This window comes from [Erwinia] mediterraneensis, from assembly GCF_900604315.1.
GTDB classification, from domain to species: Bacteria; Pseudomonadota; Gammaproteobacteria; order Enterobacterales; family Enterobacteriaceae; genus Pantoea; species Pantoea mediterraneensis_A.
Genome location: NZ_LR026978.1, coordinates 2,258,172 through 2,285,105, shown reverse-complemented (window position 1 = coordinate 2,285,105; position 26,934 = coordinate 2,258,172). Strand labels below are relative to the sequence as shown.

Below are 26,934 nucleotides of genomic sequence, written 5' to 3'. Positions count from 1 at the left end.
CGCTGTTGCTGAAGCGGTTATACCGCAGTCTGGAAAATCACGCCGTCCGCTTTTGCCGTGTACTGATTCAACTGGTCAAAGTTGAGGTAACGGTAAGTGTCAGTCGCGGTTTTATCCACCTGCGCCATAAACTGCTGATACTCTTCTGCAGTTGGCAGCTTGCCAAGCAGTGAAGCAACGGCCGCCAGTTCCGCCGAGGCGAGATAGACGTTCGCGCCGGTGCCCAGACGGTTCGGGAAGTTACGCGTGGAGGTGGATACCACGGTAGCGCCATCCGCAACACGCGCCTGGTTACCCATACAGAGTGAGCAGCCCGGGATCTCAATACGCGCTCCGCTCTTACCGAAGACGCTATAGTAACCCTCTTCCGTCAGCTGAGCCGCATCCATACGGGTCGGCGGTGCCACCCACAGACGGGTCGGCAGCTGACCTTTATGGCTGTCGAGCAGCTTACCGGCAGCGCGGAAGTGACCGATGTTGGTCATACAGGAGCCGATAAAGACTTCATCAATCTTCTCACCCTGCACGTCAGAGAGCAGACGCGCGTCGTCCGGATCGTTCGGCGCACACAGAATCGGCTCTTTGATCTCGGCCAGATCGATCTCGATCACCGCCGCGTACTCGGCATCAGCATCCGCTTCCAGCAGCTGCGGATCCGCCAGCCATTTTTCCATGCCCTGAATACGACGCTCCAGGGTACGGCGATCGCCATAGCCTTCGGCAATCATCCACTTCAGCAGCACGATGTTGGAATTCAGGTACTCGATGATCGGCGCCTTATCCAGCTTGATGGTACAACCGGCAGCGGAACGCTCGGCTGAAGCATCGGTCAACTCAAACGCCTGCTCAACTTTCAAATCCGGCAGACCTTCAATTTCCAGAATGCGACCAGAGAAGATGTTTTTCTTACCTTTCTTCTCAACGGTCAGCAGACCTTCTTTGATGGCGTACAGCGGGATGGCGTGCACCAGGTCACGCAGCGTGATGCCCGGCTGCATTTGCCCTTTAAAGCGCACCAGCACCGATTCCGGCATATCCAGCGGCATAACGCCGGTCGCTGCGGCAAAGGCCACCAGACCTGAACCCGCCGGGAAAGAGATACCGATCGGAAAACGGGTGTGGGAGTCACCACCGGTGCCTACGGTATCCGGCAGCAGCATACGGTTCAGCCAGGAGTGAATCACGCCATCGCCCGGACGCAGTGAGACACCGCCACGGTTCATAATAAAGTCTGGCAGCGTGTGGTGCGTGTTCACGTCAACCGGCTTCGGATAGGCGGCGGTATGACAGAACGACTGCATCACCAGGTCGGCGGAGAAGCCAAGGCAGGCCAGATCTTTCAGTTCATCACGGGTCATTGGACCGGTGGTGTCCTGCGAGCCTACTGAGGTCATTTTCGGTTCGCAATACTGACCCGGACGGATACCGTCGACGCCACAGGCGCGACCGACCATTTTCTGCGCCAGCGAGAAGCCGCGCGTACTGGCAGCCACATCTTTCGCCTGACGGAACACATCGCTCTGCGGCAGACCCAGCGACTCGCGGGCTTTGGTGGTCAGGCCACGGCCGATGATCAGCGGAATACGGCCGCCAGCGCGTACTTCGTCCATCAGTACGTCGGTCTTCAGGGCAAACGTGGCCAGCACTTCGCCCGTTTCGTGGTTGCGTACTTCACCCTGATACGGGTAGATGTCGATAACATCGCCCATGTTCAGGTTGTTCACATCCACTTCAATCGGCAGCGCGCCCGCATCTTCCATGGTGTTGAAGAAGATTGGCGCAATTTTGCCGCCCAGCACCACGCCGCCGCCTTTTTTATTCGGCACGTACGGGATATCGTCGCCCATGAACCACAGCACGGAGTTGGTAGCAGATTTACGCGAAGAACCGGTACCCACTACGTCGCCCACATAGGCCAGCGGGAAACCTTTCGCCTGCAGCGCTTCGATCTGTTTGATCGGACCGATATTGCCCGGCTCATCCGGCTCAATACCTTCACGCGCGTTTTTCAGCATCGCCAGCGCATGCAGCGGGATATCGGGACGTGACCAGGCATCCGGCGCCGGAGAAAGATCGTCGGTGTTGGTTTCGCCCGTCACTTTAAATACGGTGACAGTGATCTTCTCGGCCAGGGCAGGACGAGAGAGATACCACTCGGCATCGGCCCAGGATTGCATGACCTGCTGAGCGTGCGGATTACCCGCTTTCGCTTTTTCTTCCACGTCGTAGAAGCTGTCAAACATCAGCAGGGTGTGCGACAGCGCCTTCGCTGCCCCCGGAGCCAGGCTGGCATCGTCGAGCGCATCAATCAGCGGATGAATATTGTAACCGCCTTGCATAGTGCCCAGCAGTTCAATCGCTTTTTCAGGGGATACCAGAGGAGAGGTCGTTTCGCCTTTAGCGATAGCCGCCAGGAAACCCGCTTTTACATAAGCGGCTTCGTCGACACCCGGCGGAACACGGTTAACCAACAAATCGGTCAGGAATTCTTCTTCGCCCGCAGGCGGGTTTTTCAGCAGTTCAACCAGCGCGGCCATCTGGGATGCATCTAAAGGTTTAGGAACAATCCCCTGGGCGGCACGCTCGGCAACGTGCTTACGGTATTCTTCTAGCACGACGTTCTCCTCGCTCTCATTGTATAGGGCCTCCCGGTCACCTCTCTCACTTCCTGGTAAGCGACAATCCTTATGTAGGGTAAGATGCCCGGTTGCGCGGAGGGCAGCATAGCAGGAAACGGCTCACATGTTAATCCGTTTACAAAAATTCAACATTGTGAGGTGAGAAGGCGAAACGGCATGATAAAATCGCGTCACAAGGCAGAAATGCCTGACAGCGCACTGCCTGTGGGCCATCTGCCGCTCTCCCTGCCTGCGACGGCCCGTTTTTCATCATAACTTTTCCTGTCATTGCACGCCGTTGTCCTACCGGTAAGTAATAGGTCGGTCTCCTGCGGTTGGCTTCCGCGCCGCGCTGGCACCGGCAATTCTGATGCGTATCCCCGTGCCTTCATCATGAAGGAATAATAATTTCTTTTATAATTATTTACTCCCTATTTTAATGCGCACCCCTCGTGTCAGCGTTATTTCCGTCAGGCGGTGAAGATGAAAATTATGTTTACATTATTCAGGTGCTATAAATGGCTCGGCTGTTTTTCCCTTCTGCTGTTCAGTTTACCGCTGGCCTGTGCCGGGGAGCTTAAAACGCTGCCCGGCATCTTTACCACCGCAACCGCTGGCGAGGCGCGCTTCCTGCTTTTTTTACCCGAAGGTAGCGCATTTTCACCTGCGGATATCAGGGTTGCGGGCCTGCCTGCCAGTTTTGCCATCCGGGTACTCTGCACCGGGGCAAAAGGCGAAAACTGCAATGCTCCGCCAGCAAGCGATGACCTTCCGCTCCTGATGGTGAAAATTACGGTTCCCGCTGCCGCTGAAGCGAAAATATATCCGCTGGAGATAGCTTACCAACATGCTGGTATGCGCTATATAAGTCACGCGCAACTGGATGTCCGGGATAAGATAACGTTTGTTCATCCCGGCGTGATGCTTAATGACGCGATGTCAGAGCACCTGCAATCTCAGGTGCAGACTGGCGACCCGATGATCAACAAGGCTCTGAAGCTGGCCGCACAAAGTCAGTACGGCAGCAAATATTATCAGCCTTCGCCCCATCGCAGCGTTTCCGCAGATGGCCATGAGGCGACCGATTTACGCAACGACGCCATTGCCGCCTGGACCCAGGCTCTGCTCTGGCGCATCACGCAAGAGAAGGTGTATGCGGAAAACGCTATCCGCATTATGGATGCCTGGTCTGCAACGCTCGCCAGCGAATTTACCGGCAGCAACAGATTTAATCTGGCCGCCTGGACAGGGGACCTCTGGCCACGCGCCGCTGAAATTATCCGCTACACCTGTCACAATCATCAGGCTACGCCCTGCTGGCCAGAGCAAGATGTTGAACGCTTCCGCAACATGCTGAATAACTATTATGCCCGCTTTCTGCAAAACGGATTTTTCACCAGCGGGCAATACGGCGGCAATTTAATTGCCTCTCAGGCCGCCGCCCTGATCAATATTGGCGTATTTAACGAGGACCCGGAGATTTTTCTGGCAGGCATTGAGAAATGGCGACGCATGTTACCCGCCTATATTTATATGAGACAGGATGGCGCTATTCCTGCCCCGCCTGCCTTCTGGCGCAACAGCTATATTAACCGCACCCATCTCCTCGGCCCCAACGGCTATTGGTATGGACAGGATCTGGCCGTGAATGAGGTGGGTCATGGCGGCCTCAGTCAGGAAACCTGCCGGGATCTGGGCCATGTGCTCTGGGGATTCTCCGCTCTGGCGAATGGCAGTGAAACGGCGCGCATTCAGGGCATCGATCTGCATGGTGAATCGACGCTGGGTACTCCCAACAGCAAGCGTCTGGCCGCTGCGATGGAATTTAATCTGGCGCTGCTTAACAGCGAGGGGAACAGCCAGAACATTCAGGTGCCTGAAGCCCTGTGTGAGGGAACGATCAAAAGAGGGCAGTCGACAGGTAAAGGCGAAGTTCTGTTTAACGATCTGACCCAACGCCGGGAGATAGTGCTGCCGGAGTCATCCCGTTATCTGGCGGCTAACCGGCCCACGTTGGCCAGTTATTTTATGGTCTGGGAGACACTGACACACTTTAACAACCCGTAATGTAAAACGGCCTCTGTTGAACTGCCCCTTTAACGTTGGACAGTGAGATCACAGGGTTGGTTACAACCTGGGCCCGGTACGCTACCGGGTTCAAGCCTTTGATTTTAAATTTAATTAAATCATGATTGACATAGTGGATAACGTCGAAGGGATAATGTCTTTCATCAAATTGCACCTTACTCAGTCAGATGTCCAACTTATGGGGTGCAGTTCAGGAAGGGCGTAATCATAACCAGCCATTATGCTGTCTTTATGTCATTAAATTGCCTGATGATCAGGCTCATAAAATTCAGCTTCTCAAACATGAGCTCTTTTTCACTGGATATCTCTCCCGTGAACGCATAGCTAAAAACGACTGATCCGCTCTCCTTTGGGGCAATGATGGTGAGGTATTCGCCGTGTCCGGGTGCCTGCAGATAGCCCACATAGAAATTCTTCTCAGCATAATAACTGTATTTTCTTAACCCGCGGACTTTGGTCGTGCCGTACCTGATAAAACACCAGTCGATAATAGAGGGATCGCTGACAGACGAAACAGTTCCTGTGGTCAGAGCCTCGCTTGATGCTGCTGTTCTGGCAAGCTGACGAGCACCGATCGCATAGCCTGGTGTGCGTAAGACTGAAATCATTGCTCTCTCCTGACCTTTATGAAAAACCGCATTAATTTATTTATGGTTATTAAATTATTGTTTGCGAAACTTTACAGCCAGTCAGGCATGCAATCCATCTACCTGATAAAAATAGGAATTATGCCTGCCCGCTAAATGACAGGAGGCGAATGGAGGAGAGAATAAGAAAACGATTAATAACCGGGGCGTTATGAGCGGGAGCTGATCAATGGCAAAAGAACAATTGCCATAGTGATACCGGAGTAACTTAATGAGGTGGGCCAGGACGGCTGCGGTGAGGGAATCTGTCGTGATGTGGGCCATGTGCTCCGGGATTTCTCGCCCTGACGCAAGACAGTGCAACCTGGAGACGCTGCCCATTTTAACAACCCGTAACGTAAAACGGCCCCTTCAGGGGCCGTTATTCTCTGTGTAAACGCGGTGGCTTATTTTTTCTTTGCTTTCGCGTTTGGCAGATCGGTGATGCTACCTTCAAAGATCTCAGCAGCCAGACCAACAGATTCATGCAGCGTCGGGTGTGCATGAATGGTCAGGGCGATATCTTCCGCATCACAACCCATTTCGATAGCCAGACCGATTTCGCCCAGCAGCTCGCCGCCATTGGTACCGACAATCGCGCCACCGATAATACGATGGGTTTCTTTGTCAAAGATCAGTTTGGTCATACCGTCTGCACAGTCAGACGCGATAGCACGACCGGAGGCCGCCCACGGGAAGGTCGCTGTTTCGTAGCTGATACCCTGCTCTTTGGCTTCTTTCTCCGTCAGACCGACCCATGCCACTTCCGGCTCGGTATAGGCGATGGACGGGATCACTTTCGGGTCGAAATAGTGTTTCTTACCGGCGATCACTTCTGCTGCCACGTGGCCTTCATGCACGCCTTTGTGTGCCAGCATCGGCTGACCCACGATGTCACCAATTGCGTAGATGTGTGGCACGTTGGTGCGCATCTGCTTGTCGACGCGGATAAAGCCACGGTCGTCCACTTCCACGCCCGCTTTACCGGCATCGAGGTTTTTACCGTTCGGTACACGACCGATCGCCACCAGCACTGCGTCATAACGCTGCGCTTCTGCCGGGGCTTTTTTGCCTTCCATTGAAACGTAAATGCCGTCTTCTTTGGCTTCAACCGCAGTGACTTTGGTTTCCAGCATCAGGTTAAATTTCTTGCTGATGCGTTTGGTGAACACTTTCACCACGTCTTTATCTGCGGCCGGGATGACTTGATCGAACATTTCGACCACATCGATCTCTGAACCCAGCGCATGGTAAACGGTACCCATCTCCAGACCGATAATACCGCCGCCCATTACCAGCATACGCTTCGGCACTTCTTTCAGTTCCAGCGCATCGGTGGAGTCCCATACGCGCGGATCGTCATGCGGGATAAACGGCAGCTGGATCGGACGTGAACCGGCCGCAATAATTGCGTTATCGAAATTGATGGTGGTTGCGCCACCTTCACCTTCAACTACCAGGGTGTTCGCGCCGGTGAATTTACCCAGACCGTTAACGACTTTGACCTTGCGTCCTTTCGCCATGCCGGCCAGGCCGCCGGTCAGCTGACCGATAACTTTTTCCTTCCAGGTACGCACTTTATCGATGTCAGTAGAGGGCTGACCAAAGACGATACCGTGCTCTTCAAGGGCTTTGGCCTCTTCGATGACTTTCGCCACGTGCAGCAGGGCTTTGGAAGGGATACAACCCACGTTCAGACATACACCGCCGAGGGTGCTGTAACGCTCTACCAGGACGGTCTCCAGACCTAAATCAGCGCAACGGAAAGCTGCAGAGTAACCTGCAGGGCCTGCCCCAAGTACCACGACCTGAGTTTTAATTTCTGTACTCATCATGACCTCTTAATTGATTTCCGGCGGGTCAGACGTCTTTTTTACCTGCCGTCACAGACGATAAGTAAATACATTGTTCGCAACGCCCTTCATCCACCGGGACGCGTTTACCGCAAGAGTTTACAGAAATGTTAAAAAACTGCAAACAGCTTCCGGCTCCGTGGAGTCAAACCTTTCGCATCAGGCTGGCTTTTCTGTGATACAAATCAAACAGATAATCCAGACCTGTAAGAAGGCCGGCTTGCGCCGGCCCTGTTATTTACATGACCAGACGACGAATGTCTGACATCACCTGATTAATAAAGGTGATGAAACGTGCGCCGTCAGCCCCATCAATCACGCGATGGTCAAAGGAGAGCGACAGCGGCAGCATCAGACGCGGCGTAAACTCTTTACCGTTCCAGACCGGCTTCATCGACGATTTGGAGACGCCGAGGATTGCCACTTCCGGCGCGTTAACGATCGGCGTAAAGGAAGTGCCGCCGATACCGCCCAGGCTGGAGATGGTGAAGCAGCCGCCCTGCATATCAGAAGCAGTCAGTTTACCGGCGCGCGCTTTTTTGGAGATCTCCGTCAGCTCGCGTGACAGCTCGATAATGCCTTTCTTGTTCACATCACGGAACACCGGCACTACGAGGCCGTTCGGCGTATCGACCGCCACCCCGATGTTGATATATTTTTTCAACGTCAGACGCTGCGCATCGGCAGAGATAGAGCTGTTGAAGCGCGGGAACTCTTCCAGCGCTTTCGCTACCGCTTTCATGATGAAGACCAGTGGCGTGATTTTCACGTCCAGCTTGCGCTTCTCAGCTTCCACATTCTGCTGCTTACGGAAAGCTTCCACTTCGGTGATATCCGCTTCGTCATGCTGCGTAACGTGCGGGATCATCACCCAGTTACGGCTCAGGTTAGCGCCAGAGATTTTCTGGATACGACCCAGTTCCACCTCTTCCACTTCACCGAACTTGCTGAAGTCTGGCGTCGGCCATGGCAGCATGCCCGGCAGACCGCCCGCGCTGGCTGCAGCAGCAGGTGCCGATTCCGCGCGTTTCACTGCTTCTTTCACGTAAGCCTGAACGTCTTCTTTCAGGATACGGCCTTTGCGTCCGGTGCCTTTGACTTTCGCCAGGTTAACGCCAAACTCACGCGCCAGACGACGGATAACCGGCGTCGCATGCACGTAAGCGTCGTTTTCCGCAAAGCCTTCAGATTTCGCTGCCGAAGCGGCAGCCGGAGCCGCTTTCTGCTCAGCTGGCGCCGGTGCCGCGGCCTCTTCTTTCTTCGCTGCCGGCGCTGCAGCCGGCGCCGCGCCTTCTACTTCGAAAATCATGATCAGCGTGCCGGTTTTCACCTTATCGCCAGTGGCGATTTTGAGCTCTTTGACCGTACCGGCAAAAGGCGCCGGCACTTCCATCGAGGCTTTATCACCTTCCACGGTAATCAGTGACTGCTCAGCAGCGACTTTATCGCCCACCTTCACCATCACTTCGGTGACTTCCACTTCGTCGCCGCCGATATCCGGCACCGCGACCTCTTTCACGCCGGCAGCCGCAGCCGGAGCAGTGGCCGCCTCTTCTTTCACTTCCGGTTTCGCTGCCGCTGCGGGCGCTGCACCTTCCGCGTCAAAGATCATGATCAGCGAGCCGGTGCTCACTTTATCGCCGGTAGCGATTTTGATCTCTTTGACCGTACCGGCAAACGGCGCCGGCACTTCCATGGAGGCTTTATCGCCTTCCACGGTAATCAGAGATTGTTCGGCAGCGACCTTATCGCCCACCTTCACCAGGATCTCGGTGACTTCCACTTCATCACCACCGATATCCGGCACATTCACTTCTTTGCTCTGCGTTGCCGCAGGCGCAGCCGGTGCGGTCTCTTTTTTCTCTTCTGCCGCAGCTGGCGCAGCCTGAGCTGCCTCTTCCGCGTCAAAGATCATGATCAGCGAACCGGTTTCCACTTTGTCGCCGGTGGCGATTTTGATCTCTTTGACCACACCCGCCTGGGGTGACGGCACTTCCATCGAGGCTTTATCGCCTTCCACGGTGATCAGCGACTGCTCGGCTTCCACCTTGTCGCCCACCTTGACCAGGATCTCGGTGACTTCAACTTCATCTGACCCGATATCCGGTACCTTAATTTCGATAGCCATTAATCTTTTACCTCTTATGCCAGACGCGGGTTAACTTTATCGGCATCGATGTTGAATTTGGTAATCGCTTCCGCCACCACTTTCTTATCAACTTCGCCACGTTTAGCCAGCTCGCCCAGAGCCGCAACGACCACATAAGAAGCATCCACTTCAAAATGGTGACGCAGATTTTCACGGCTGTCAGAGCGGCCGAAACCGTCGGTGCCCAGTACGCGGTAGTCGCTGGCCGGAATATAGCTACGAACCTGTTCTGCAAACAGTTTCATATAGTCCGTTGAGGCAACCGCTGGCGCATCGTTCATCACCTGAGCGATGTAAGGCACGCGCGCTTCTTCGGTCGGGTGCAGCATGTTCCAGCGTTCGCAATCCTGGCCGTCACGCGCCAGTTCAGTGAACGAGGTCACGCTGTAGACGTCAGAACCAATACCGTACTCTTTCGCCAGAATCTGGGCGGCTTCACGCACGTGACGCAGGATGGAGCCAGAGCCCAGCAGCTGTACTTTGCCTTTGCTGCCTTCCAGGGTTTCCAGCTTGTAGATCCCCTTACGAATACCCTCTTCCGCACCTTCCGGCATAGCAGGCATATGGTAGTTTTCGTTCAGCGTGGTGATGTAGTAGTACACATTCTCCTGCGCTTCGCCATACATACGCACCAGACCGTCATGCATGATGACAGCCACTTCATAGGCGTAAGCCGGATCGTAAGAGATACAGTTCGGGATGGTCAGCGACTGAATATGGCTGTGACCATCTTCATGCTGCAGGCCTTCGCCGTTCAGCGTGGTACGACCGGAAGTCCCGCCTACGAGGAAGCCGCGCGCCTGCTGGTCGCCTGCTGCCCACAGCAGATCGCCGATGCGCTGGAAGCCGAACATAGAATAGTAGATGTAGAACGGGATCATCGGCAGGTTATTGGTGCTGTAAGAGGTCGCCGCCGCCAGCCAGGATGCGCCTGCGCCCAGCTCGTTGATCCCTTCCTGCAGAATCTGGCCTTTCTCGTCTTCTTTGTAGTACGCCACCTGCTCACGGTCCTGCGGGGTGTACTGCTGGCCGTTCGGGCTATAGATACCAATCTGACGGAACAGACCTTCCATCCCGAAGGTACGCGCTTCATCCGCAATGATCGGCACCAGACGATCTTTGATCGACTTGTTTTTCAGCATCACGTTCAGGGCGCGCACAAAGGCGATGGTGGTAGAGATCTCTTTGTTCTGCTCTTCCAGCAGACCACGGAAATCTTCCAGGCTCGGCAGCTCCAGCTTCTCGCTGAACTGCGGCTGACGGCTTGGCAGATAACCGCCCAGTTTTTCACGCTGGCCGTGCAGATAGTTGTACTCTTCAGACCCTTTTTCAAAGGTCACGAACGGCAGATCTTCCAGTTTGTCATCAGCTACCGGTACATTGAAACGATCGCGGATATAGCGAATGCCATCCGTGTTCATTTTCTTCACCTGGTGCGCGATGTTCTTACCTTCTGCAGTGTCGCCCATACCATAACCTTTGATGGTATGTGCCAGAATCACGCTCGGTTTACCTTTGGTATCCTGCGCTTTTTTCAGTGCCGCGTAGATTTTCTTCGGATCATGACCGCCACGGTTCAGTGCCCAGATTTCGTCGTCGGTCATATCTTTCACCAGCTCAGCGGTTTCCGGATATTTACCGAAGAAGTGCTCACGCACGTAAGCACCGTCACGGGATTTAAAGGTCTGATAGTCGCCGTCAACGGTTTCGTTCATCAGCTGGATCAGCTTACCGCTGGTATCTTTACGCAGCAGTTCATCCCAGCGGCTGCCCCAGATCACTTTGATCACTTCCCAGCCAGCACCACCGAAGATGCCTTCCAGCTCATTAATGATCTTGCCGTTACCGGTGACCGGGCCATCGAGACGCTGCAGGTTACAGTTGATCACGAACACCAGGTTATCCAGCTTCTCGCGCGTGGCGATGGTAATAGCGCCTTTGGATTCCGGCTCATCCATCTCACCGTCGCCGAGGAAAGCGTACACGGTCTGAGCGGAAGTATCTTTCAGGCCACGGTGCTCAAGGTATTTCAGGAACTTAGCCTGATAGATGGCTGACAGCGGGCCAAGACCCATAGAAACGGTCGGGAACTGCCAGAATTCCGGCATCAGTTTGGGATGCGGATAGGAAGAAAGGCCTTTGCCGTCCACTTCCTGACGGAAGTTGTTCATCTGCTCTTCTGTCAGACGCCCTTCAAGGAAGGCGCGGGCATAAATGCCCGGCGAGATATGTCCCTGGAAGTACACCAGATCGCCACCATCTTTTTCGCTGCGGGCGCGGAAGAAGTGGTTAAAGCAGACTTCGTAAATGGTTGCGGAAGACTGGAATGAGGACATATGTCCACCCAACTCCAGATCTTTTTTCGAACCACGCAGAACGGTCATGATTGCATTCCAGCGAATGGCCGAACGAATGCGGCGCTCCAGCGAGGTATTGCCCGGATACTCCGGTTCATCTTCAACAGCAATAGAGTTGATATAGTTGCTGAGGGAGGAACCTGCAGCGACTTTTACGCCGCCTTTGCGGGCTGCACCCAGAACCTGATCGATCAGGAACTGCGCGCGCTCCACACCTTCTTCACGGATGACCGATTCGATCGCCTGTAGCCAGTCACGAGTTTCGATCGGATCCACGTCATTCTGTAAACGTTCTGACATGGGGTGTATTCCTTATCTGTGTCTAATACGTTGAATGTTCAGGAGCCTGTCTCCCTGTACTCTTTCCTTACCTCTTTCAGCCCAGTCGCAGCCAAATTTTCAGGAATCGCAAAAACAGCATCAGGCCGCTATAGCCAGCCTGAACTGTTGGAGACCTGTAAAGCACAAGGAGACAGGCCCGTCGTTTATATCCGCACGTTCATCGCCGCGCGTTATTCCTTCCGTTGCTGTAAACGACGCAGGGAGCGTTCACGTCGACTCTGCTCCCGACTTCTGTCCAGCAAGATTTCCTCAATGAACGCCAGATGGCGGTGTGATGCTTCGCGCGCTTTTTCTGGCTCACGAGCAACAATCGCCTCGAAAATTCTGGCGCGGTGACCGCTCACTTTCGCCAGCATTTCCCGGCGGGAGTAGAGCAATTCAAAATTCTGACGGACGTTTTGTTCCAGCATCGGGCCCATAGAGCGTAGCAAATGCAGCAGTACGACATTATGGGCAGCTTCGGTGACCGCTATCTGATACTGCATGACAGCGTCCGCTTCCGCATCCAGATCGCCGCTGTCCTGCGCCTGCTGAATCTGCAGATGACAGTCGCGTATGCGTTGCAGATCTTCATCTGTGCCACGCAGCGCTGCATAATAGGCGGCAATACCTTCCAGCGCGTGGCGGGTTTCCAGCAGATCGAACTGAGATTCCGGATGTTCGGCAAGCAATCCAACCAGCGGGTCGCTCAGGCTTTGCCAGAGATTGGTTTGGACAAAGGTGCCGCCACCCTGACGGCGCAGCAATAGCCCTTTGGCTTCCAGACGTTGGATCGCTTCACGTAGTGAAGGACGTGAGACATCGAATTGTTTGGCGAGTTCACGCTCCGGAAGCAGCTTTTCCCCGGGGCGTAGCGTCCCTTCCATGATCAGCGATTCAAGTTGCTGCTCAATTGCGTCGGAGAGCTTGGGTTGGCGAATCTTACTGTAAGCCATTTTCCCTTCTTAATGATGCCAATCGTCTGCAGTAAATTGGTAATACCAATTGCCAAAAGGAGCCGGTAAAGTAACAAAGTATTCACCTGATGTCTATATGACCGCCGTCACAATAAAAGAAGAGAAACACGCCGATTGCCCTAAGTCAGCGGGAAAAAAACAGAAACCTGACCTGCTGGTTTAAGAACTCAGGGCTTTTTTTGCCAAAAATCTTTTGCCGCAACGCTGTTTTTCGACGCTTTTTTGCGCAATTTTATTCCGCTTTATTCGCTCCCTGGCAACAGAAAAAACAGGGCGCTCATCAGGCCGTTTTGATTTTTTTCAGAGGTGGTGCAGCACAAAATATAAAAGCAGGTGCAAAGCGTCGCGCTTATCACTATTCTTGTCGCCAGGGTAGCATCCGGCTGCAAACAGCACGACTGATACCGTAAAATAATCAATACATTAATGTAATAGCTTCCTGACAGCGTCCCTGCGCTGCAAATGAAGAATAAAAAAACATCACGAGGTTTGTATGGAACAACAGCACGGCGATACGCTGAAACGTGGCCTGAAAAATCGCCATATTCAGCTGATCGCGCTGGGTGGTGCAGTGGGTACCGGCCTGTTTCTGGGGATCGCTCAGACGATCAAAATGGCTGGCCCGTCAGTTCTGCTGGGTTATGCCATTGGCGGCTTTATCGCTTTTCTGATTATGCGTCAGCTGGGTGAAATGGTGGTAGAGGAGCCGGTTGCCGGTTCTTTCAGCCACTTCGCCTATAAATACTGGGGTGATTTTGCCGGTTTCGCCTCAGGCTGGAACTACTGGGTACTTTATGTGCTGGTCGCCATGGCGGAACTCACCGCGGTCGGCATCTACATCCAGTACTGGTGGCCGGAAATCCCGACCTGGGTTTCTGCCGCCGTATTCTTTCTGTTGATTAACGCCATCAACCTGACCAACGTTAAGGTTTATGGCGAGCTGGAGTTCTGGTTCGCGATAATTAAAGTGGCGGCGGTTGTCGGTATGATCGTTTTCGGCTGCTGGCTGCTGCTGAGCGGTACGGCGGGCCCGGAAGCCACCGTCACCAATATCTGGGCGCAGGGCGGCTTTTTCCCGAACGGCGTTACCGGTCTGGTAATGGCGCTGGCGGTGATTATGTTCTCCTTTGGCGGACTGGAACTGGTTGGTATCACAGCTGCTGAAGCGGATGAACCAGAAAAAAGCATTCCGAAAGCCACCAATCAGGTGATCTATCGTATCCTGATTTTCTATATCGGTTCGCTGGCTGTGCTGCTGTCGCTCTATCCATGGACCAAAGTAGTAGAAGGTGGCAGCCCGTTTGTACTGATTTTCCACGAACTGGGCGACCAACTGGTGGCGAATGCGCTGAACATCGTTATCCTGACCGCGGCATTATCGGTCTATAACAGCTGCGTCTACAGCAACAGCCGTATGCTTTACGGTCTGGCGAAACAGGGCAACGGGCCTAAATCGCTGCTGAAAGTGGATCGTCGCGGTGTGCCTTATGTGGCGCTGGGTCTCTCTGCGCTGGCCACCGCCATCTGCGTCCTGATCAACTATCTGATGCCGGGTGAAGCTTTTGGTTTGCTGATGGCGCTGGTGGTTTCCTCGCTGGTAATTAACTGGGCAATGATCAGCCTGGCGCACCTGAAATTCCGCAGAGCGAAAGATCGTCAGGGAGTGAATACCCGCTTTAAAGCGCTGCTCTACCCGCTGGGGAACTGGATCTGCCTGGTCTTTCTCGTCGGCATTCTGGTGATCATGGCAATGACCCCGGGTATGGCGATCTCCGTCTGGCTGATCCCGGTGTGGGTGGTCGTGTTAGGCATCGGTTACGCGATTAAAAACAAAGCGCAGAAGCGCTAAGTAACGGCAGGGGCGTTACGCGTCCCTGCCCTCTTCTGCCAGCGGCGACCTCGCCCTGGCAGAAGGTTTTCCTCCCTCACACGCTTCTGTTACCCGCCTCTTTATTCTGCAGCCCTTTGCGGTCATATCTGTTTTCTGCCACACGTTTATACCAGCGCACCGTAAATGGTCAGAATAGCAACCACGACCACCAGCACCAGAGAGACGCGTTTTGCCAGCGCCACCGCAATACGCGGCGTTTCGACTTTATCCAGATGCGGATCGCGCGCCAGCGAGTACTGCGCGAGGCTGGTCAGCACCTGATACTGACCACGTTTCCATTCGCCTAAGGAGACAAACCAGGCGGGCAGTGCCCGTTCGCCATGACCCAGTAACGCATAGGCAACGCCTGCCAGACGCACCGGCAGCCAGTCAAGCACGTGCAGAATCTTATCCACGCCCGACTGGGTGCGCTCCAGCGGCGACAGATGGCGCGCCAGCCAGCTCTGCCAGGCACGCAGAAACGCATAGCCGACCAGCAATACCGGCCCCCACGCGCCGCCCACGACAAACCAGAAGAGCGGCGCCAGATAAAAGCGAAAGTTGATCCACACCAGCGCATTCTGCAGCTCGCGTAAAAACTCCTCTTCGCTGCATTCAACCGGCACGCCGTGGATCAGAGTCAGCTCAGCGGCCATCGCCTGATGCGCCGCCTGCTCATCCCGGCTGGCCGCCTTCAGATAAGCATGATAGTGCAACCGTACCGACCCGGCACCAATACAGAGCAGGCCGATAACAATCCAGAACAACAGTTGCGGAATACCAAACAGCACCCCTTTCAGGCTCCAGACCGCCAGCCAGACGATCAGCATCGCCAGCAGCGTCATCGCGAGGGTGCGCAACAGGGAAAAATGACGGCGCTGGCGGAAAAGCGGCTCAAGCCGGTGATCCAGCTGCCAGTGTTCGCCCAGCTTAAACAGGCGCTCCCAGCCCAGCACCAGTAACAGAGTAAACAATGTCATAGCTGCGGCTCCTGCTTTATCTGTGTCCGGTAGCGCTGCCAGTCAAAGGCAGGACCAGGATCGGTTTTACGTTGCGGCGCAATATCGCAGTGCCCGGTAATACGGGCAGGCGTGAGCGGGTAATGTGCCATCAGTAACCGGGTCACCACACTCAGCTGCTGATACTGCGCATCGGTATAGGGCAGCGTATCTGTCCCTTCCAGCTCGATGCCGATAGAAAAATCGTTGCAGTTTTCGCGATCGCCAAAGCAGGAAGCCCCGGCGTGCCAGGCACGTTTGTCAAAAGGTACATATTGCACGATTTCACCATCGCGGCGAATCAGACAATGTGCCGCGACACGCAACTGATAAATCTCCGCAAAATAGGGATGAGCATCGGGCGGCAGTGTCCCGGTAAACAGGCGATCAATCCAGGGGCCGCCAAACTCGCCGGGCGGCAGGCTGATGTTATGTATCACTAACAGTGACGGCGTTTCATTATCCGGCCGCTCGTTAAAATGTGGCGATGGCACTTTGCGCGCCTCAGCGATCCACCCCTGCTCCAGTCTCATGCCTTCTCCACTTTTTCTGAATGTTACCTGAGAATAACATGATTTTTCTGGCCTTCCTGCAGCTTAATACGTTATGTAGAGCGCACCGCCTCAGGTCGCTAACCAGAGTAAGCCTTTCTTGATGTTAAGGATACTAAACAAAAGAGCTGCATCTCCCGGCTATTAACGCTAGAGTGAGGTTTCGGTTATTTTTACTCAGCGGAGCGCTTAACCTATGCCAAACCGTGGTTATGACCCTGTTCGTCGTCATAAAGAACTGCTTGAACGTATTGACTCAGATATTCCCGCTACGGTTACCCGGGCGTTCCAGGAGGATTTGGGCGGCAGCGTCGATGCCGGACGGGATATTACCGCCCTGCTGCTGCCAGCAGAAAAAATGGCCCAGGCGCAGGTAATCACCCGGGAAGCGGGCGTTTTTTGTGGTAAACGCTGGGTGGAAGAGGTGTTCCGCCAGGCAGGCAATCAGGCGACACTGCGCTGGCACGTGGCGGACGGGCAGGCGATTCAGGCGAATCAGCCTCTTTTTGATATCGCTGGTCCCGCCCGTCTGCTGCTGACGGCAGAGCGCACCGCATTAAACTTTGTCCAGACCCTCTCAGGCGTAGCCAGCAAAGTGCGTCGCTATGTGGCGCTGCTGGAAGGCACGCAAACGCAGCTGCTCGATACGCGCAAAACCGTGCCAGGCTTACGCACCGCCCTGAAATATGCAGTACTGTGCGGCGGCGGTCATAATCATCGTCTCGGCCTTGCCGACGCCTTTCTGATCAAGGAAAACCATATTATCGCCAGCGGCTCAATCGCTCAGGCAGTGCAACGCGCACGCGCCCTCTGTCCCGATGTGCCGGTTGAGGTCGAGGTCGAGAGTCTTGCTGAACTTGTCGCCGCGCTGGAGGCGGGCGCCGATATCGTGATGCTGGATAACTTTAGCCCTGAAGCGATGCGGGAAGCGGTAGCGCTGACTGAGAAACGCGCCCTGCTGGAGGTCTCAGGCAATATTACCGAGGAGACGCTGCAGCTGTATGCACAGACCGGTGTGGATTACATCTCCGTCGGCGCTCTGACCAAACATCTGCACGCGCTCGATCTCTCCATGCGCTTTCAGTAAAACTGCCCCGCCCCTGCCGCCCGGTACGACTGGCTGAGCGGCATAATGTGATATTGCTTCCGCCGCCTCTGCTTTCTGCTGCAATCCACACGCTTTTTTACGCCAGTGATTCCGGGCGTGAATTTTACGCCTGTATTCGTCAGGCCATTCTTTTTATGGTGGCGCTTTCTTAACAAGGAGCGTGAAAAATGACGAAAGAGAGCGGATTTACCCTGATTGAGCTGATGATCGTAATTGGTATTGTCGCCATCCTGAGCGCCATTGGCCTGCCGGCTTACCAGAACTATCTGCAACGTGCCGCCTTAACCGACATGTTGCAGACCATGGTGCCTTATAAAACTGCTGTTGAGCTGTGCGCTATCGAACATGGCGGCCCGGCGCAGTGCAGCGCAGGCAAAAATGGCATTCCGGCCGCGAAGGGATCGCGTTATGTCGCATCGCTGAGCGTGGAGAACGGCACGATCACCCTGACCGGTCAGGAGAGCCTGAATGGCCTGAGCGTAGAGATGCTGCCGGTGTGGGATGGAAATGAAGGCCACCTCATCTGGCAGCGTAGCTGTAACAGCGCTAACAGCAGCCTGCGCGATAACTGCCTGGGACAGTTCCGCTTTGCCGATAAGGAGGGAGCGTAATGAGCGCGCAGCCGGGTGAATTACAGGCTCTGTGTCAGCGTTACCGGGCCGTAATGCTGCATCACGACGCCAGAACCCTGCGGGTGGCAATGAGCGAAGCTCCTTCCGGCGAGTTTCTTGAAGCCTTACGCTTTGCCAGCCAGCGTCAGGTGGAGGTGGAGTGCTGGCCACAGGCGCGGCTGGAACAGTATCAGCAGCAAAATGAGCCAGCCCTGCAGGCGCAGGAGCCGGCGCGCGCGGAATCGGCGATCGACGCCGTGAATCAGATCCTGCAACAGGCGCTTTCGCGCCGTGCTTCTGATATTCATATTGAGCCGCAGCATAACCAGCTGCGCGTGCGCCTGCGTATCGACGGGGTTTTACATCCCCTGACCACGCTGCCTGACGCGCGGCCTAACGCCATTCTGGCGCGATTAAAAATCCTTGGGGGAATGGATATCGCCGAACGACGTCTGCCCCAGGATGGTCAGTTTAGCCTTGAGCTGCACGGCAAACAGGAAGCGTTTCGCCTCTCGACGCTCCCTACCCGCTGGGGTGAAAAAGCGGTTATTCGTCTGTTGCAAAGCGAGGCGTCGGCCATTTCGCTGGATAAGCTCGGCATGCCTGCCACCCATCTGCGCCAGTTTAAGGAGGCGCTGGCGCGCCCGCAGGGGCTGATTCTGGTCACCGGCCCCACCGGGAGCGGGAAAACCTTTACGCTCTACAGCGGCCTCAGCGCGCTTAACGTGGTGGAAAAAAACCTCTGCAGCGTGGAAGATCCGGTGGAGATCCCGCTGGCAGGCGTCAACCAGACGCAAATTCATCCCAAATCGGGACTCGATTTCCAGCGTGTGCTGCGCGCGCTGCTGCGTCAGGATCCTGATGTCATCATGATCGGCGAAATACGTGACGCGGAGACGGCAGAGATCGCCGTCAAGGCAGCGCAAACCGGCCATCTGGTGCTCTCGACTCTGCACACCAACTCTACAGCCGAAACCCTGACGCGACTGCGGCAGATGGGGCTACCTGGCTATATGCTGGGATCAGCGCTGCGACTTATTATTGCGCAACGTCTGGTGCGTCGGCTTTGCCCCCACTGCCGTCAGCCCGCACAGGCGGTCGCTCATTTCCCGGCGGCGATCTGGCCCGGCACGCTGCAAACCTGGCGGGCAACGGGGTGCGACCACTGTTTTTCCGGCTACTTTGGCCGTCTGGCCCTGTTTGAACTGCTGCCGGTTACCGCCAGAATACAGAACGCCATTGCGGCAGACAGGCCGCTCGATCACATCCTGGCACTGGCGCAACAGCAGGGAATGCGCAACCTGTTTACTGCCGGTCTGGAAGCCGTCAGCCGGGGTGAAACCTCGCTGGAGGAGATGCAACGGGTAGTAGGGAGCGGCGATGACTGAGATCGCGCTGTTCTCCTGGCAGGCGGTAGACAGCACAGGCAATCTGCTGCAGGGGGAGTCGCTGGCAACAAGCAAAGAAGCAGTTTTGCAGCAGCTGTTTGAGCAGGAGCTGCTGCCGGTGAGCTGGCGCAAAAGAAAAACCTGGCGCGCGCATCACTGGAAATGGCAGCACAAAATCGCTTTTTTCCGTCAGCTGGCAACATTGCTGAAAGCGGGCTTACCCTTATCAGAAGGGCTGCGCTTACTCGCAGAGGGACATCCCCATCCCGGATGGCGCGCATTGTTACGGGCGCTACAGTCCAGCGTCCTGAAAGGGGAAGCTTTTTCCGTTGCGTTACGGCGCTGGCCGCAGGTCTTCCCGCCTCTCTACCCCGCGCTGATGCAGGTGGGTGAACTGACTGGCCAGCTGGATGAGTGCTGTGACCAGCTGGCGCAGCAGCAAGCCCGCCAGCAACATCTCTGGCAGATGGTGCGTAAAGCGTTGCGCTACCCGCTGTTTATCCTGCTGGTGGCTGTGGGGGTCACCCTGGGTATGCTACTGCTGGTTCTGCCGGAATTCGTTGCCGTGTACAGCGCCTTCAACGCCCCGCTGCCCGCCTTTACCGCAGCGGTCATGACGTTGTCGCAGGGCTTGCAGCGTCACGGCGGTGTGCTGGCGCTGATGGTCCTTCTCCCTGTGGTGGGCTGGCTGAAGCTGCGTAAGCAGGCCATGGCCTGGCAACGCAGGGAACAGCGCTGTCTGCTGCGCCTGCCGCTGCTCGCTCCGCTCTGGCGGGGAAGCCAGCTGAGCCAGATTTTTGCCGTGCTGCAACTGACGCAAAAAGCGGGTCTGACGCTGCTGCAGAGCCTGCAGGCTGCAGAAGAAACGCTCGCGCCGCTGATCTGGCGCGAAGCGATGCGGGATCTGCAACACCATATCGCGCAGGGGTTCCCCTTACATCAGGCGATTGAACATCACACCCTGTTTACCCCGCTCTGTTATCAGTTAATCAGAACGGGGGAAGAAGCGGGCGCGCTGGATGTGATGCTGGCAAGGCTGGCGGAGTGGCATGAAGGGCAAACGCTCTCCCGTGCCGGAAGTCTGGCCGCCGCGCTGGAACCTGTGATGATGGTAGTGATCGGCATTATTGTCGGCTCGCTGGTGATTGCCATGTATCTGCCGGTTTTTGGCCTGGGGGAAGCAATAGGATAAAGGGTGCGTCAGACAACGCACCCTCGACGTGAATTAGCGTGTAAAGACGCGGTTTTCCTGCTCCGCCACCCGGATAAAGGTGGTGCGTTTGGTCAGCTCTTTCAGGCGCTCAGCGCCAACATAGGTACAGGCGGAACGCAGCCCGCCCAGAATGTCACGCGCCGTCTCCACAACCGGACCACGCAACGGCAGCTTCACCGTTTTGCCTTCCGCCGCACGATACTGCGCTACGCCGCCCACATGGCGCTTCATGGCAGATTCCGAACTCATGCCGTAGAACAGCATAAACTTCTCGCCGTTCTCCTCAATAACGCTGCCCTCACACTCATCATGGGCCGCCAGCATGCCGCCAAGCATGACGAAATCGGCACCGCCGCCAAAGGCTTTGGCAATGTCTCCCGGCACGGAACAGCCGCCATCGCTGACAATCTGCCCACTCAGCCCATGAGCGGCATCTGCGCACTCAATTACTGCAGAGAGTTGAGGATAACCCACGCCGGTTTTGACCCGCGTGGTGCACACCGAGCCCGGGCCAATGCCTACTTTGACGATATCCGCGCCAGAGAGAATCAGTTCTTCCACCATCTCGCCGGTCACCACATTACCGGCGCAAATGGTCAGATGGGGGAAGCTTTCACGCGCACGCTGTAAAAACGCCACGAAATGCTCGGAATAGCCATTGGCGACATCAATACAGATAAATTTCAATGCCGGAGAAAGCGCCAGCACAGCGCCCAGCTTAGTGAAGTCCGCCTCGGAAGTGCCGGTCGATACCATCACATAGTTCAGCACCGAAGCGGGCACACGCTCAATAAATGCTTTCCACTCTGCAACCTGATAGTGTTTATGAACGGCAGTAAGAATGTTAAACGAGGCCAGCGCCTCAGCCATGCTGAAGGTGCCTACGGTATCCATATTCGCAGCGATAACAGGGACGCCAGTCCAGCTCAGGCCGGAGTGTTTGAAGGTAAAGGTACGTTCCAGTTCAACCTGAGCGCGGCTTTTCAGGGTAGAGCGTTTGGGCCGGATAAGCACATCTTTAAAGCCCAGTTTCAAGTCTTCTTCAATACGCATAAGGAATATCCTGGTTAGTGGCGACGAACGCAGCTTGGGCGCAGCTCACTGCTCCAGTGACGTTATCATACGCGGCATTTGCCTGCCGACAAGACTGCGAATTTCGCTTTATATAAGCTACAATCCGGTAAATTTACCGGTTAAGTGTGATTGTGATCATCTTCTCATTTTGTCCTGTACCCCGGATACCGGGCAGTTATTGTCACAATCGCCGTCAGTGAGAGAGTAAAATGCCCTATACCGTTGCACTGACTGGCGGAATCGGCAGTGGAAAAAGCACTATCGCTAACGCCTTTGCAGCTTTTGGCGTTGAGATTATTGATGCCGATATCATTGCCAGAGAAGTGGTTGAACCCGGAACGCCGGCTTTACAGGCCATTGTCCAGCGCTATGGCGACGGGATACTGAATCCTGACGGAACGCTGTTTCGCGCCGCTTTGCGCGATCTTATTTTCCGTTCGCCCGATGAAAAAGCCTGGTTAAATCAGCTGTTGCATCCCCTGATCAATGCCCGCACCCGCCAGCTGAAAGCGCAGGCCGCCTCACCTTATGTCCTTTGGGTGGTGCCGCTGCTGGTAGAAAACGGGCTGCAACAGCAGGCCGACCGCGTGCTGGTGATCGATGTGGATGAAGAGACGCAGATTGCCCGTACCCTGAAGCGCGATCGCATTTCGCCGGAGCAGGCGAAAAATATTCTTGCTGCGCAGGCGACGCGACAACAGCGCCTGGCCGTAGCCGACGATGTCATAAATAACAGCGGTGCACCTGAAGATGCGCTGCCGTATGTTGCCGAACTGCATCAGCGCTATCTGGCGCTGGCGGCAACGAAACAGGATTAATATCATGAGTACAGTCGTTCTGTTTGAACATCCCCTGAATGAAAAAATGCGCACCTGGCTGCGCGTCGAATTTCTCATTAATCAGCTTTACGAAACTATTCCGCTCACGCGCACCGTTACTGCGCTGACTTTTTTCCGTATTATCAGCGAGCTGCTGGACATTTTTGAACGCGGTGATATGCGTACCGAGCTGCTTAAAGAGCTTGAGCGTCAGCAGCAGAAATTGCTGGCATGGGCGGATGTGCCTGGCGTCGACAGCGAACGAGTTAATGCGCTGCGTGATCAGCTGAAGACACACGCTGCTGACCTGATGGCGGCGCCACGTATGGGTCAGCCGCTGCGAGAAGATCGTCTTATCGGACTGGTGCGCCAGCGCCTGAGTATTCCTGGCGGCTGCTGCAGCTTTGATTTGCCGGGCTTGCATATCTGGCTGCATCTGCCGCAAGAAACGCGGGATACTCAGGTCAACGCATGGCTGGATACACTGATCCCGCTGCAGAGCAGTCTCGCCATCATTCTGAATCTGATCCGTCAGTCAGGCGTATTCCGCCATCAAACCAGCCTGAACGGGTTTTATCAGGATACTGCCGAAGGGGCCGATCTGCTGCGTCTGCAGCTGATGCTGGAGGATGCGCTTTATCCTCAGGTTTCCGGTCACAAAAGTCGCTATGCGATACGCTTTTTGCCACTCGACAGTGAACACGGCGAAGTGCCGGCACGCCTGGATTTCGAGCTGGCCTGTTGTTAAGAGGTAAAAGATGCAAAATGAAATGATAACCGTAACCTGCCCGACCTGCGGTAAAGAGGTCATCTGGGACGATCTGAGCCCATGGCGGCCTTTTTGCAGCAAGCGCTGTCAGCTGATCGATTTAGGCGAATGGGCGGCAGAAGAGAAACGCATCCCGGCCAGCGGCGATACCAGCGAGAGCGATGACTGGAGCGAAGAGGAACACTAAGTGGTGATGGGGCGGTAAGGCCCCATCAGGGTTACAGCTCACCGGCGAGCAGACGGGCAATCAGGCCGTGGTTGGCAGGCGGAAACTCCTCCGCAACCAGCGCCTGCTGCGCTACCCAGCGCTGCGGCTGGCCTTCCCTTCCCCAGGGCTCGCCCTGCCAGTTTTCTACGAGGAAAAAGTTGAGTGTTATACACACATCTTCATAGCGGTGCTCAGCACTGCCAATAGCCTGTGCGCTGACGACCTCGATTCCGGTCTCTTCATGCAGTTCACGTTTCAACGCTTCTTCTGCGCTTTCACCCGCTTCAATTTTTCCGCCAGGGAATTCCCATTTGTTTGCCATATGGGAGGTGGCTGAGCGCTGCGTAAGGAAAATCTGTTTACTGGCATCACGTATGATGCCCACTGCTACCTGCAGGTGTTTCATCTCGGTTTCCTGATAATTAACGACCAAAGGGCGCATCAGTCAGCAACAGGGCTCTCTGATATTCTGCGCTCGCGCGCGGCAGAAAGCATCAGGTTCTTGCTGCGCTTAAGGTGTGCGCAGAGACCCCATTTAATAACTGCTGCCATAAAAAAGGAGCCTGCGGCTCCTTTTTTTACTTTGCTGGCTGTCAGGCCAGGCGGCCATGGCACTGTTTATATTTCTTGCCCGATCCGCACGGACAAGGATCGTTACGACCGACTTTACGTTCGCCGCTCTGAGCTGCCAACGCGACTGCCGCTTCCGTTTCGGTATCAACATGACTTAAGCGCTGCTGCTGCGCCAGACGTTCAGCATCTTCACGGCGCTGCTGCTCCATCGCCTCCACTTCTTCCGGCATGCGCACCTGCACTTTGCTCAGGGTGCTGATCACTTCATATTTCAGCGATTCCAGCATTGCACCGAACATAGCGAAAGATTCGCGTTTGTACTCCTGCTTGGGATCTTTCTGGGCGTAACCGCGCAGATGGATGCCCTGGCGCAGATAGTCCATCGCTGCCAGATGCTCTTTCCACAAGGAGTCCAGCGTCTGCAACATGACGCCTTTTTCAAAGTTGCGCATCATCTCTGCGCCGACGATCTCTTCTTTCGCTGCATAGCTTGCTACCGCGCGCGCCATGATACGTTCACGCAGCGTCTCTTCATGCAGCTCCGGCTCTTTATCTAGCCACTCGGCAATCGGCAGGTCGAGATCGAAATCGTTGCGCAGGCGCTCTTCCAGCCCCGGCACATCCCACATCTCTTCCAGCGACTGCGGCGGAATGTAGCTGTCGATAGTGGTCTTAAACACGTCTTCGCGAATGCTGTTAATGGTTTCGCTGACGTCAGAGACATCCAGCAGCTCGTTACGCTGGCTGTAGATGGCACGACGCTGGTCGTTGGCCACATCATCATATTCCAGCAGTTGCTTACGAATATCGAAGTTACGGCTTTCCACCTTGCGCTGCGCATTGGCAATCGCTTTGGTGACCCAGGGGTGCTCAATGGCTTCGCCTGGCTTCATCCCCAGCTTGCGCATCATACTGGAGACGCGATCGGAGGCGAAAATACGCATCAGCGCATCTTCCATCGAGAGATAGAAGCGGGATGAACCAGCATCCCCCTGACGACCGGCACGACCACGCAGCTGGTTATCGATACGGCGCGATTCATGGCGCTCGGTACCGATAATGTGCAGACCACCCGCCGCCAGCACCGCTTCATGGCGCTGCTGCCAGGCGCTCTTGATCGCCTCGATCTGCTCTGGCGTCGGGTCCTGCAGTTCCGCGATTTCCACCTGCCAGCTTCCCCCCAGGACAATATCGGTACCACGACCGGCCATGTTAGTGGCGATAGTCACCGCGCCGGGCTGGCCAGCCTGGGCCACAATCTCTGCTTCGCGCGCATGGAACTTGGCGTTCAGGACGTTATGTTTAATCCCGGCACGCGTCAGTTCGTTTGAGACGACCTCTGATTTTTCGATAGAGATGGTCCCCACCAGCACCGGCTGTCCATTCTGCGTACGCTCGCGGATATCTTCAATGATGGCGTCGATTTTCTCTTTTTCGGTCATATAGACCAGATCGGGCAGATCTTTACGCACCATCGGACGGTTAGTGGGAACCACAATGGTTTCCAGCTTGTAGATGGAGCTGAATTCAAAAGCTTCGGTATCCGCCGTCCCTGTCATCCCTGCCAGTTTTTCATACAGACGGAAATAGTTCTGGAAGGTAATGGAAGCCAGTGTCTGGTTCTCATTCTGGATCTCCACACCCTCTTTCGCTTCCACCGCCTGATGCAGGCCATCAGACCAGCGCCGTCCCTGCATGGTACGTCCGGTATGCTCATCGACGATGATCACTTCGCCATCTTTCACGATGTAATCCACGTCGCGGGTAAAGAGCGCATGGGCGCGCAATGCCGCAGTGACATGATGCATCAGCATGATGTTGGTGGGCGAATAGAGCGATTCGCCTTCTTCCATAATGCCCTGGCTGACCAGCAGCTCTTCGATCTTAACCAGGCCACGCTCGGTCAGATGCACCTGGCGCGCTTTCTCATCTACCGAGAAGTGCCCTTCACCCTGAAAGGTGTCTGAATCCTCTTTTTCCTGACGAATCAGGTGGGGAATAATTTTATTCACCCGGGTATAGAGTTCGGAGCTGTCTTCTGCCGGACCGGAGATAATCAGCGGCGTACGCGCCTCATCGATCAGGATGGAGTCCACCTCATCCACCAGCGCATAGTGCAGCTTGCGCTGAACGCGATCTTCCGGGCTGAACGCCATATTGTCGCGCAGATAGTCAAAGCCATATTCGTTGTTGGTGCCGTAAGTGATATCTGCCGCGTAGGCCGCACGTTTGGCAGGCGCAGGCATACCGGGCAGGTTGATGCCGACGCTCAGGCCGAGGAATTCAAACAGTGGACGGTTATTTTCGGCGTCACGCTGCGCCAGATAGTCGTTCACGGTGACCACGTGCACGCCTTTGCCCGTCAGTGCGTTCAGGTAAGCCGGCAGCGTCGCGGTCAGGGTTTTACCTTCACCGGTGCGCATCTCCGCGATGCAGCGATCGTTCAGCACCATGCCGCCAAGCAGCTGGACATCAAAATGACGCATATTGAAAACGCGCTTGCTCGCCTCACGTACCGTGGCGAACGCTTCCGGAATCAGGCTTTCCAGCGTCTCGCCTTTTTCCAGACGCGCACGGAATTCCTGCGTTTTCGCCTTCAGCTCATCGTCGGAAAGTTTTTCAAAATCGGGCTCCATCTTGTTGATGACGTCCACGACTTTACGCATACGGCGCAAGGTACGATCATTGCTGCTACCAAATACTTTCGTTAATAGTTTGATTAACATGATAAATATGTTCTCAATTCAGCTATGAAACACAGCTG

Annotated in this window: 20 protein-coding genes; 9 read left to right on the top strand and 11 right to left on the bottom strand. The window is 55.3% G+C overall.

The annotated features are described in order from the left end of the window. Positions 1 to 17 precede the first annotated feature (17 nt). The gene (acnB, locus tag E0E17_RS10535) at positions 18 to 2,615 is read right to left on the bottom strand and encodes a bifunctional aconitate hydratase 2/2-methylisocitrate dehydratase (protein ID WP_130834029.1); all 2,598 of its coding nucleotides are present in this window, start codon (positions 2,613 to 2,615) and stop codon (positions 18 to 20) included. Positions 2,616 to 3,101: 486 nt separating this feature from the next. Here acnB and E0E17_RS10530 point away from each other — a divergent pair, with 486 nt between their 5' ends. After that, the gene (locus tag E0E17_RS10530) at positions 3,102 to 4,685 is read left to right on the top strand and encodes an alginate lyase family protein (RefSeq protein WP_130834028.1); all 1,584 of its coding nucleotides are present in this window, start codon (positions 3,102 to 3,104) and stop codon (positions 4,683 to 4,685) included. A 239-nt stretch (positions 4,686 to 4,924) separates the two neighbouring features. Here E0E17_RS10530 and E0E17_RS10525 read toward each other — a convergent pair whose 3' ends face one another. The 5 genes from E0E17_RS10525 to pdhR form a co-directional block, all read right to left on the bottom strand. Further along, the gene (locus E0E17_RS10525) at positions 4,925 to 5,314 is read right to left on the bottom strand and encodes a hypothetical protein (RefSeq protein WP_130834027.1); all 390 of its coding nucleotides are present in this window, start codon (positions 5,312 to 5,314) and stop codon (positions 4,925 to 4,927) included. A gap of 425 nt (positions 5,315 to 5,739) precedes the next feature. Then, positions 5,740 to 7,164, bottom strand: a complete 1,425-nt coding sequence (gene lpdA, locus E0E17_RS10520; protein ID WP_130835515.1) for a dihydrolipoyl dehydrogenase — start codon at positions 7,162 to 7,164, stop codon at positions 5,740 to 5,742. A gap of 259 nt (positions 7,165 to 7,423) precedes the next feature. Next, entirely contained in the window at positions 7,424 to 9,313 is a 1,890-nt protein-coding gene (aceF, locus tag E0E17_RS10515) for a pyruvate dehydrogenase complex dihydrolipoyllysine-residue acetyltransferase (protein WP_130834026.1), read from the bottom strand. Positions 9,314 to 9,327: 14 nt separating this feature from the next. After that, positions 9,328 to 11,991, bottom strand: coding sequence for a pyruvate dehydrogenase (acetyl-transferring), homodimeric type (gene aceE / locus E0E17_RS10510; RefSeq protein ID WP_130834025.1), 2,664 nt, complete (start codon positions 11,989 to 11,991; stop codon positions 9,328 to 9,330). 212 nt (positions 11,992 to 12,203) lie between these two features. Beyond that, positions 12,204 to 12,968, bottom strand: coding sequence for a pyruvate dehydrogenase complex transcriptional repressor PdhR (gene pdhR / locus E0E17_RS10505; RefSeq protein WP_130834024.1), 765 nt, complete (start codon positions 12,966 to 12,968; stop codon positions 12,204 to 12,206). Between the two features lie 514 nt (positions 12,969 to 13,482). On the opposite strand from pdhR, the gene aroP reads away from it, so the two are divergent. Then, on the top strand, positions 13,483 to 14,838 hold the full coding sequence (gene aroP, locus E0E17_RS10500) for an aromatic amino acid transporter AroP (RefSeq protein WP_130834023.1): 1,356 nt from the start codon (positions 13,483 to 13,485) through the stop codon (positions 14,836 to 14,838). Positions 14,839 to 14,984: 146 nt separating this feature from the next. Here aroP and ampE read toward each other — a convergent pair whose 3' ends face one another. Together ampE and ampD are read right to left on the bottom strand one after the other, a co-directional pair. Continuing rightward, positions 14,985 to 15,839 (bottom strand): beta-lactamase regulator AmpE, encoded by an 855-nt coding sequence (gene ampE, locus E0E17_RS10495; RefSeq protein WP_130834022.1) that lies wholly within the window; start codon positions 15,837 to 15,839, stop codon positions 14,985 to 14,987. Then, entirely contained in the window at positions 15,836 to 16,390 is a 555-nt protein-coding gene (gene ampD, locus E0E17_RS10490) for a 1,6-anhydro-N-acetylmuramyl-L-alanine amidase AmpD (RefSeq protein ID WP_130834021.1), read from the bottom strand. The genes ampE and ampD overlap by 4 nt, the downstream gene beginning before the upstream one ends. 214 nt (positions 16,391 to 16,604) lie before the next feature. Between ampD and nadC the strand changes: the two genes are divergently transcribed. The 4 genes from nadC to hofC all read left to right on the top strand — a co-directional run bounded on the left by nadC (position 16,605) and on the right by hofC (position 20,707). Further along, positions 16,605 to 17,495, top strand: coding sequence for a carboxylating nicotinate-nucleotide diphosphorylase (nadC, locus tag E0E17_RS10485; RefSeq protein WP_130834020.1), 891 nt, complete (start codon positions 16,605 to 16,607; stop codon positions 17,493 to 17,495). Between the two features lie 188 nt (positions 17,496 to 17,683). Further along, positions 17,684 to 18,127 carry a prepilin peptidase-dependent pilin gene (gene ppdD, locus E0E17_RS10480; RefSeq protein ID WP_130834019.1) on the top strand — a complete coding sequence of 148 codons (444 nt, stop codon included), beginning with the start codon at positions 17,684 to 17,686 and terminating at the stop codon, positions 18,125 to 18,127. Then, positions 18,127 to 19,515, top strand: a complete 1,389-nt coding sequence (gspE, locus tag E0E17_RS10475) for a type II secretion system protein GspE (RefSeq protein WP_130834018.1) — start codon at positions 18,127 to 18,129, stop codon at positions 19,513 to 19,515. The genes ppdD and gspE overlap by 1 nt, the downstream gene beginning before the upstream one ends. Further along, positions 19,508 to 20,707, top strand: coding sequence for a protein transport protein HofC (gene hofC / locus E0E17_RS10470; protein WP_130834017.1), 1,200 nt, complete (start codon positions 19,508 to 19,510; stop codon positions 20,705 to 20,707). Before gspE ends, hofC begins: the two co-directional genes overlap by 8 nt. A 33-nt stretch (positions 20,708 to 20,740) precedes the next feature. Here hofC and E0E17_RS10465 read toward each other — a convergent pair whose 3' ends face one another. After that, positions 20,741 to 21,781 (bottom strand): GMP reductase, encoded by a 1,041-nt coding sequence (locus E0E17_RS10465; protein WP_130834016.1) that lies wholly within the window; start codon positions 21,779 to 21,781, stop codon positions 20,741 to 20,743. A gap of 230 nt (positions 21,782 to 22,011) precedes the next feature. Here E0E17_RS10465 and coaE point away from each other — a divergent pair, with 230 nt between their 5' ends. From coaE to yacG, 3 genes are read left to right on the top strand one after another with little or no spacing between them, the layout of a single operon-like run. Further along, the gene (gene coaE, locus E0E17_RS10460; RefSeq protein ID WP_130834015.1) at positions 22,012 to 22,620 is read left to right on the top strand and encodes a dephospho-CoA kinase; all 609 of its coding nucleotides are present in this window, start codon (positions 22,012 to 22,014) and stop codon (positions 22,618 to 22,620) included. A gap of 4 nt (positions 22,621 to 22,624) precedes the next feature. Then, positions 22,625 to 23,368 carry a cell division protein ZapD gene (gene zapD / locus E0E17_RS10455; RefSeq protein ID WP_130834014.1) on the top strand — a complete coding sequence of 248 codons (744 nt, stop codon included), beginning with the start codon at positions 22,625 to 22,627 and terminating at the stop codon, positions 23,366 to 23,368. A 10-nt stretch (positions 23,369 to 23,378) separates the two neighbouring features. Then, positions 23,379 to 23,576: a DNA gyrase inhibitor YacG gene (gene yacG / locus E0E17_RS10450; RefSeq protein WP_130834013.1), complete on the top strand. Its 198-nt coding sequence runs from the start codon at positions 23,379 to 23,381 to the stop codon at positions 23,574 to 23,576. Positions 23,577 to 23,607: 31 nt separating this feature from the next. On the opposite strand, the gene mutT is transcribed toward yacG, so the two are convergent. Both mutT and secA read right to left on the bottom strand, forming a co-directional pair. Further along, on the bottom strand, positions 23,608 to 24,003 hold the full coding sequence (mutT, locus tag E0E17_RS10445; protein ID WP_130834012.1) for an 8-oxo-dGTP diphosphatase MutT: 396 nt from the start codon (positions 24,001 to 24,003) through the stop codon (positions 23,608 to 23,610). 187 nt (positions 24,004 to 24,190) lie between these two features. Beyond that, positions 24,191 to 26,896: a preprotein translocase subunit SecA gene (gene secA, locus E0E17_RS10440; RefSeq protein ID WP_130834011.1), complete on the bottom strand. Its 2,706-nt coding sequence runs from the start codon at positions 26,894 to 26,896 to the stop codon at positions 24,191 to 24,193. Positions 26,897 to 26,934: the final 38 nt, after the last annotated feature.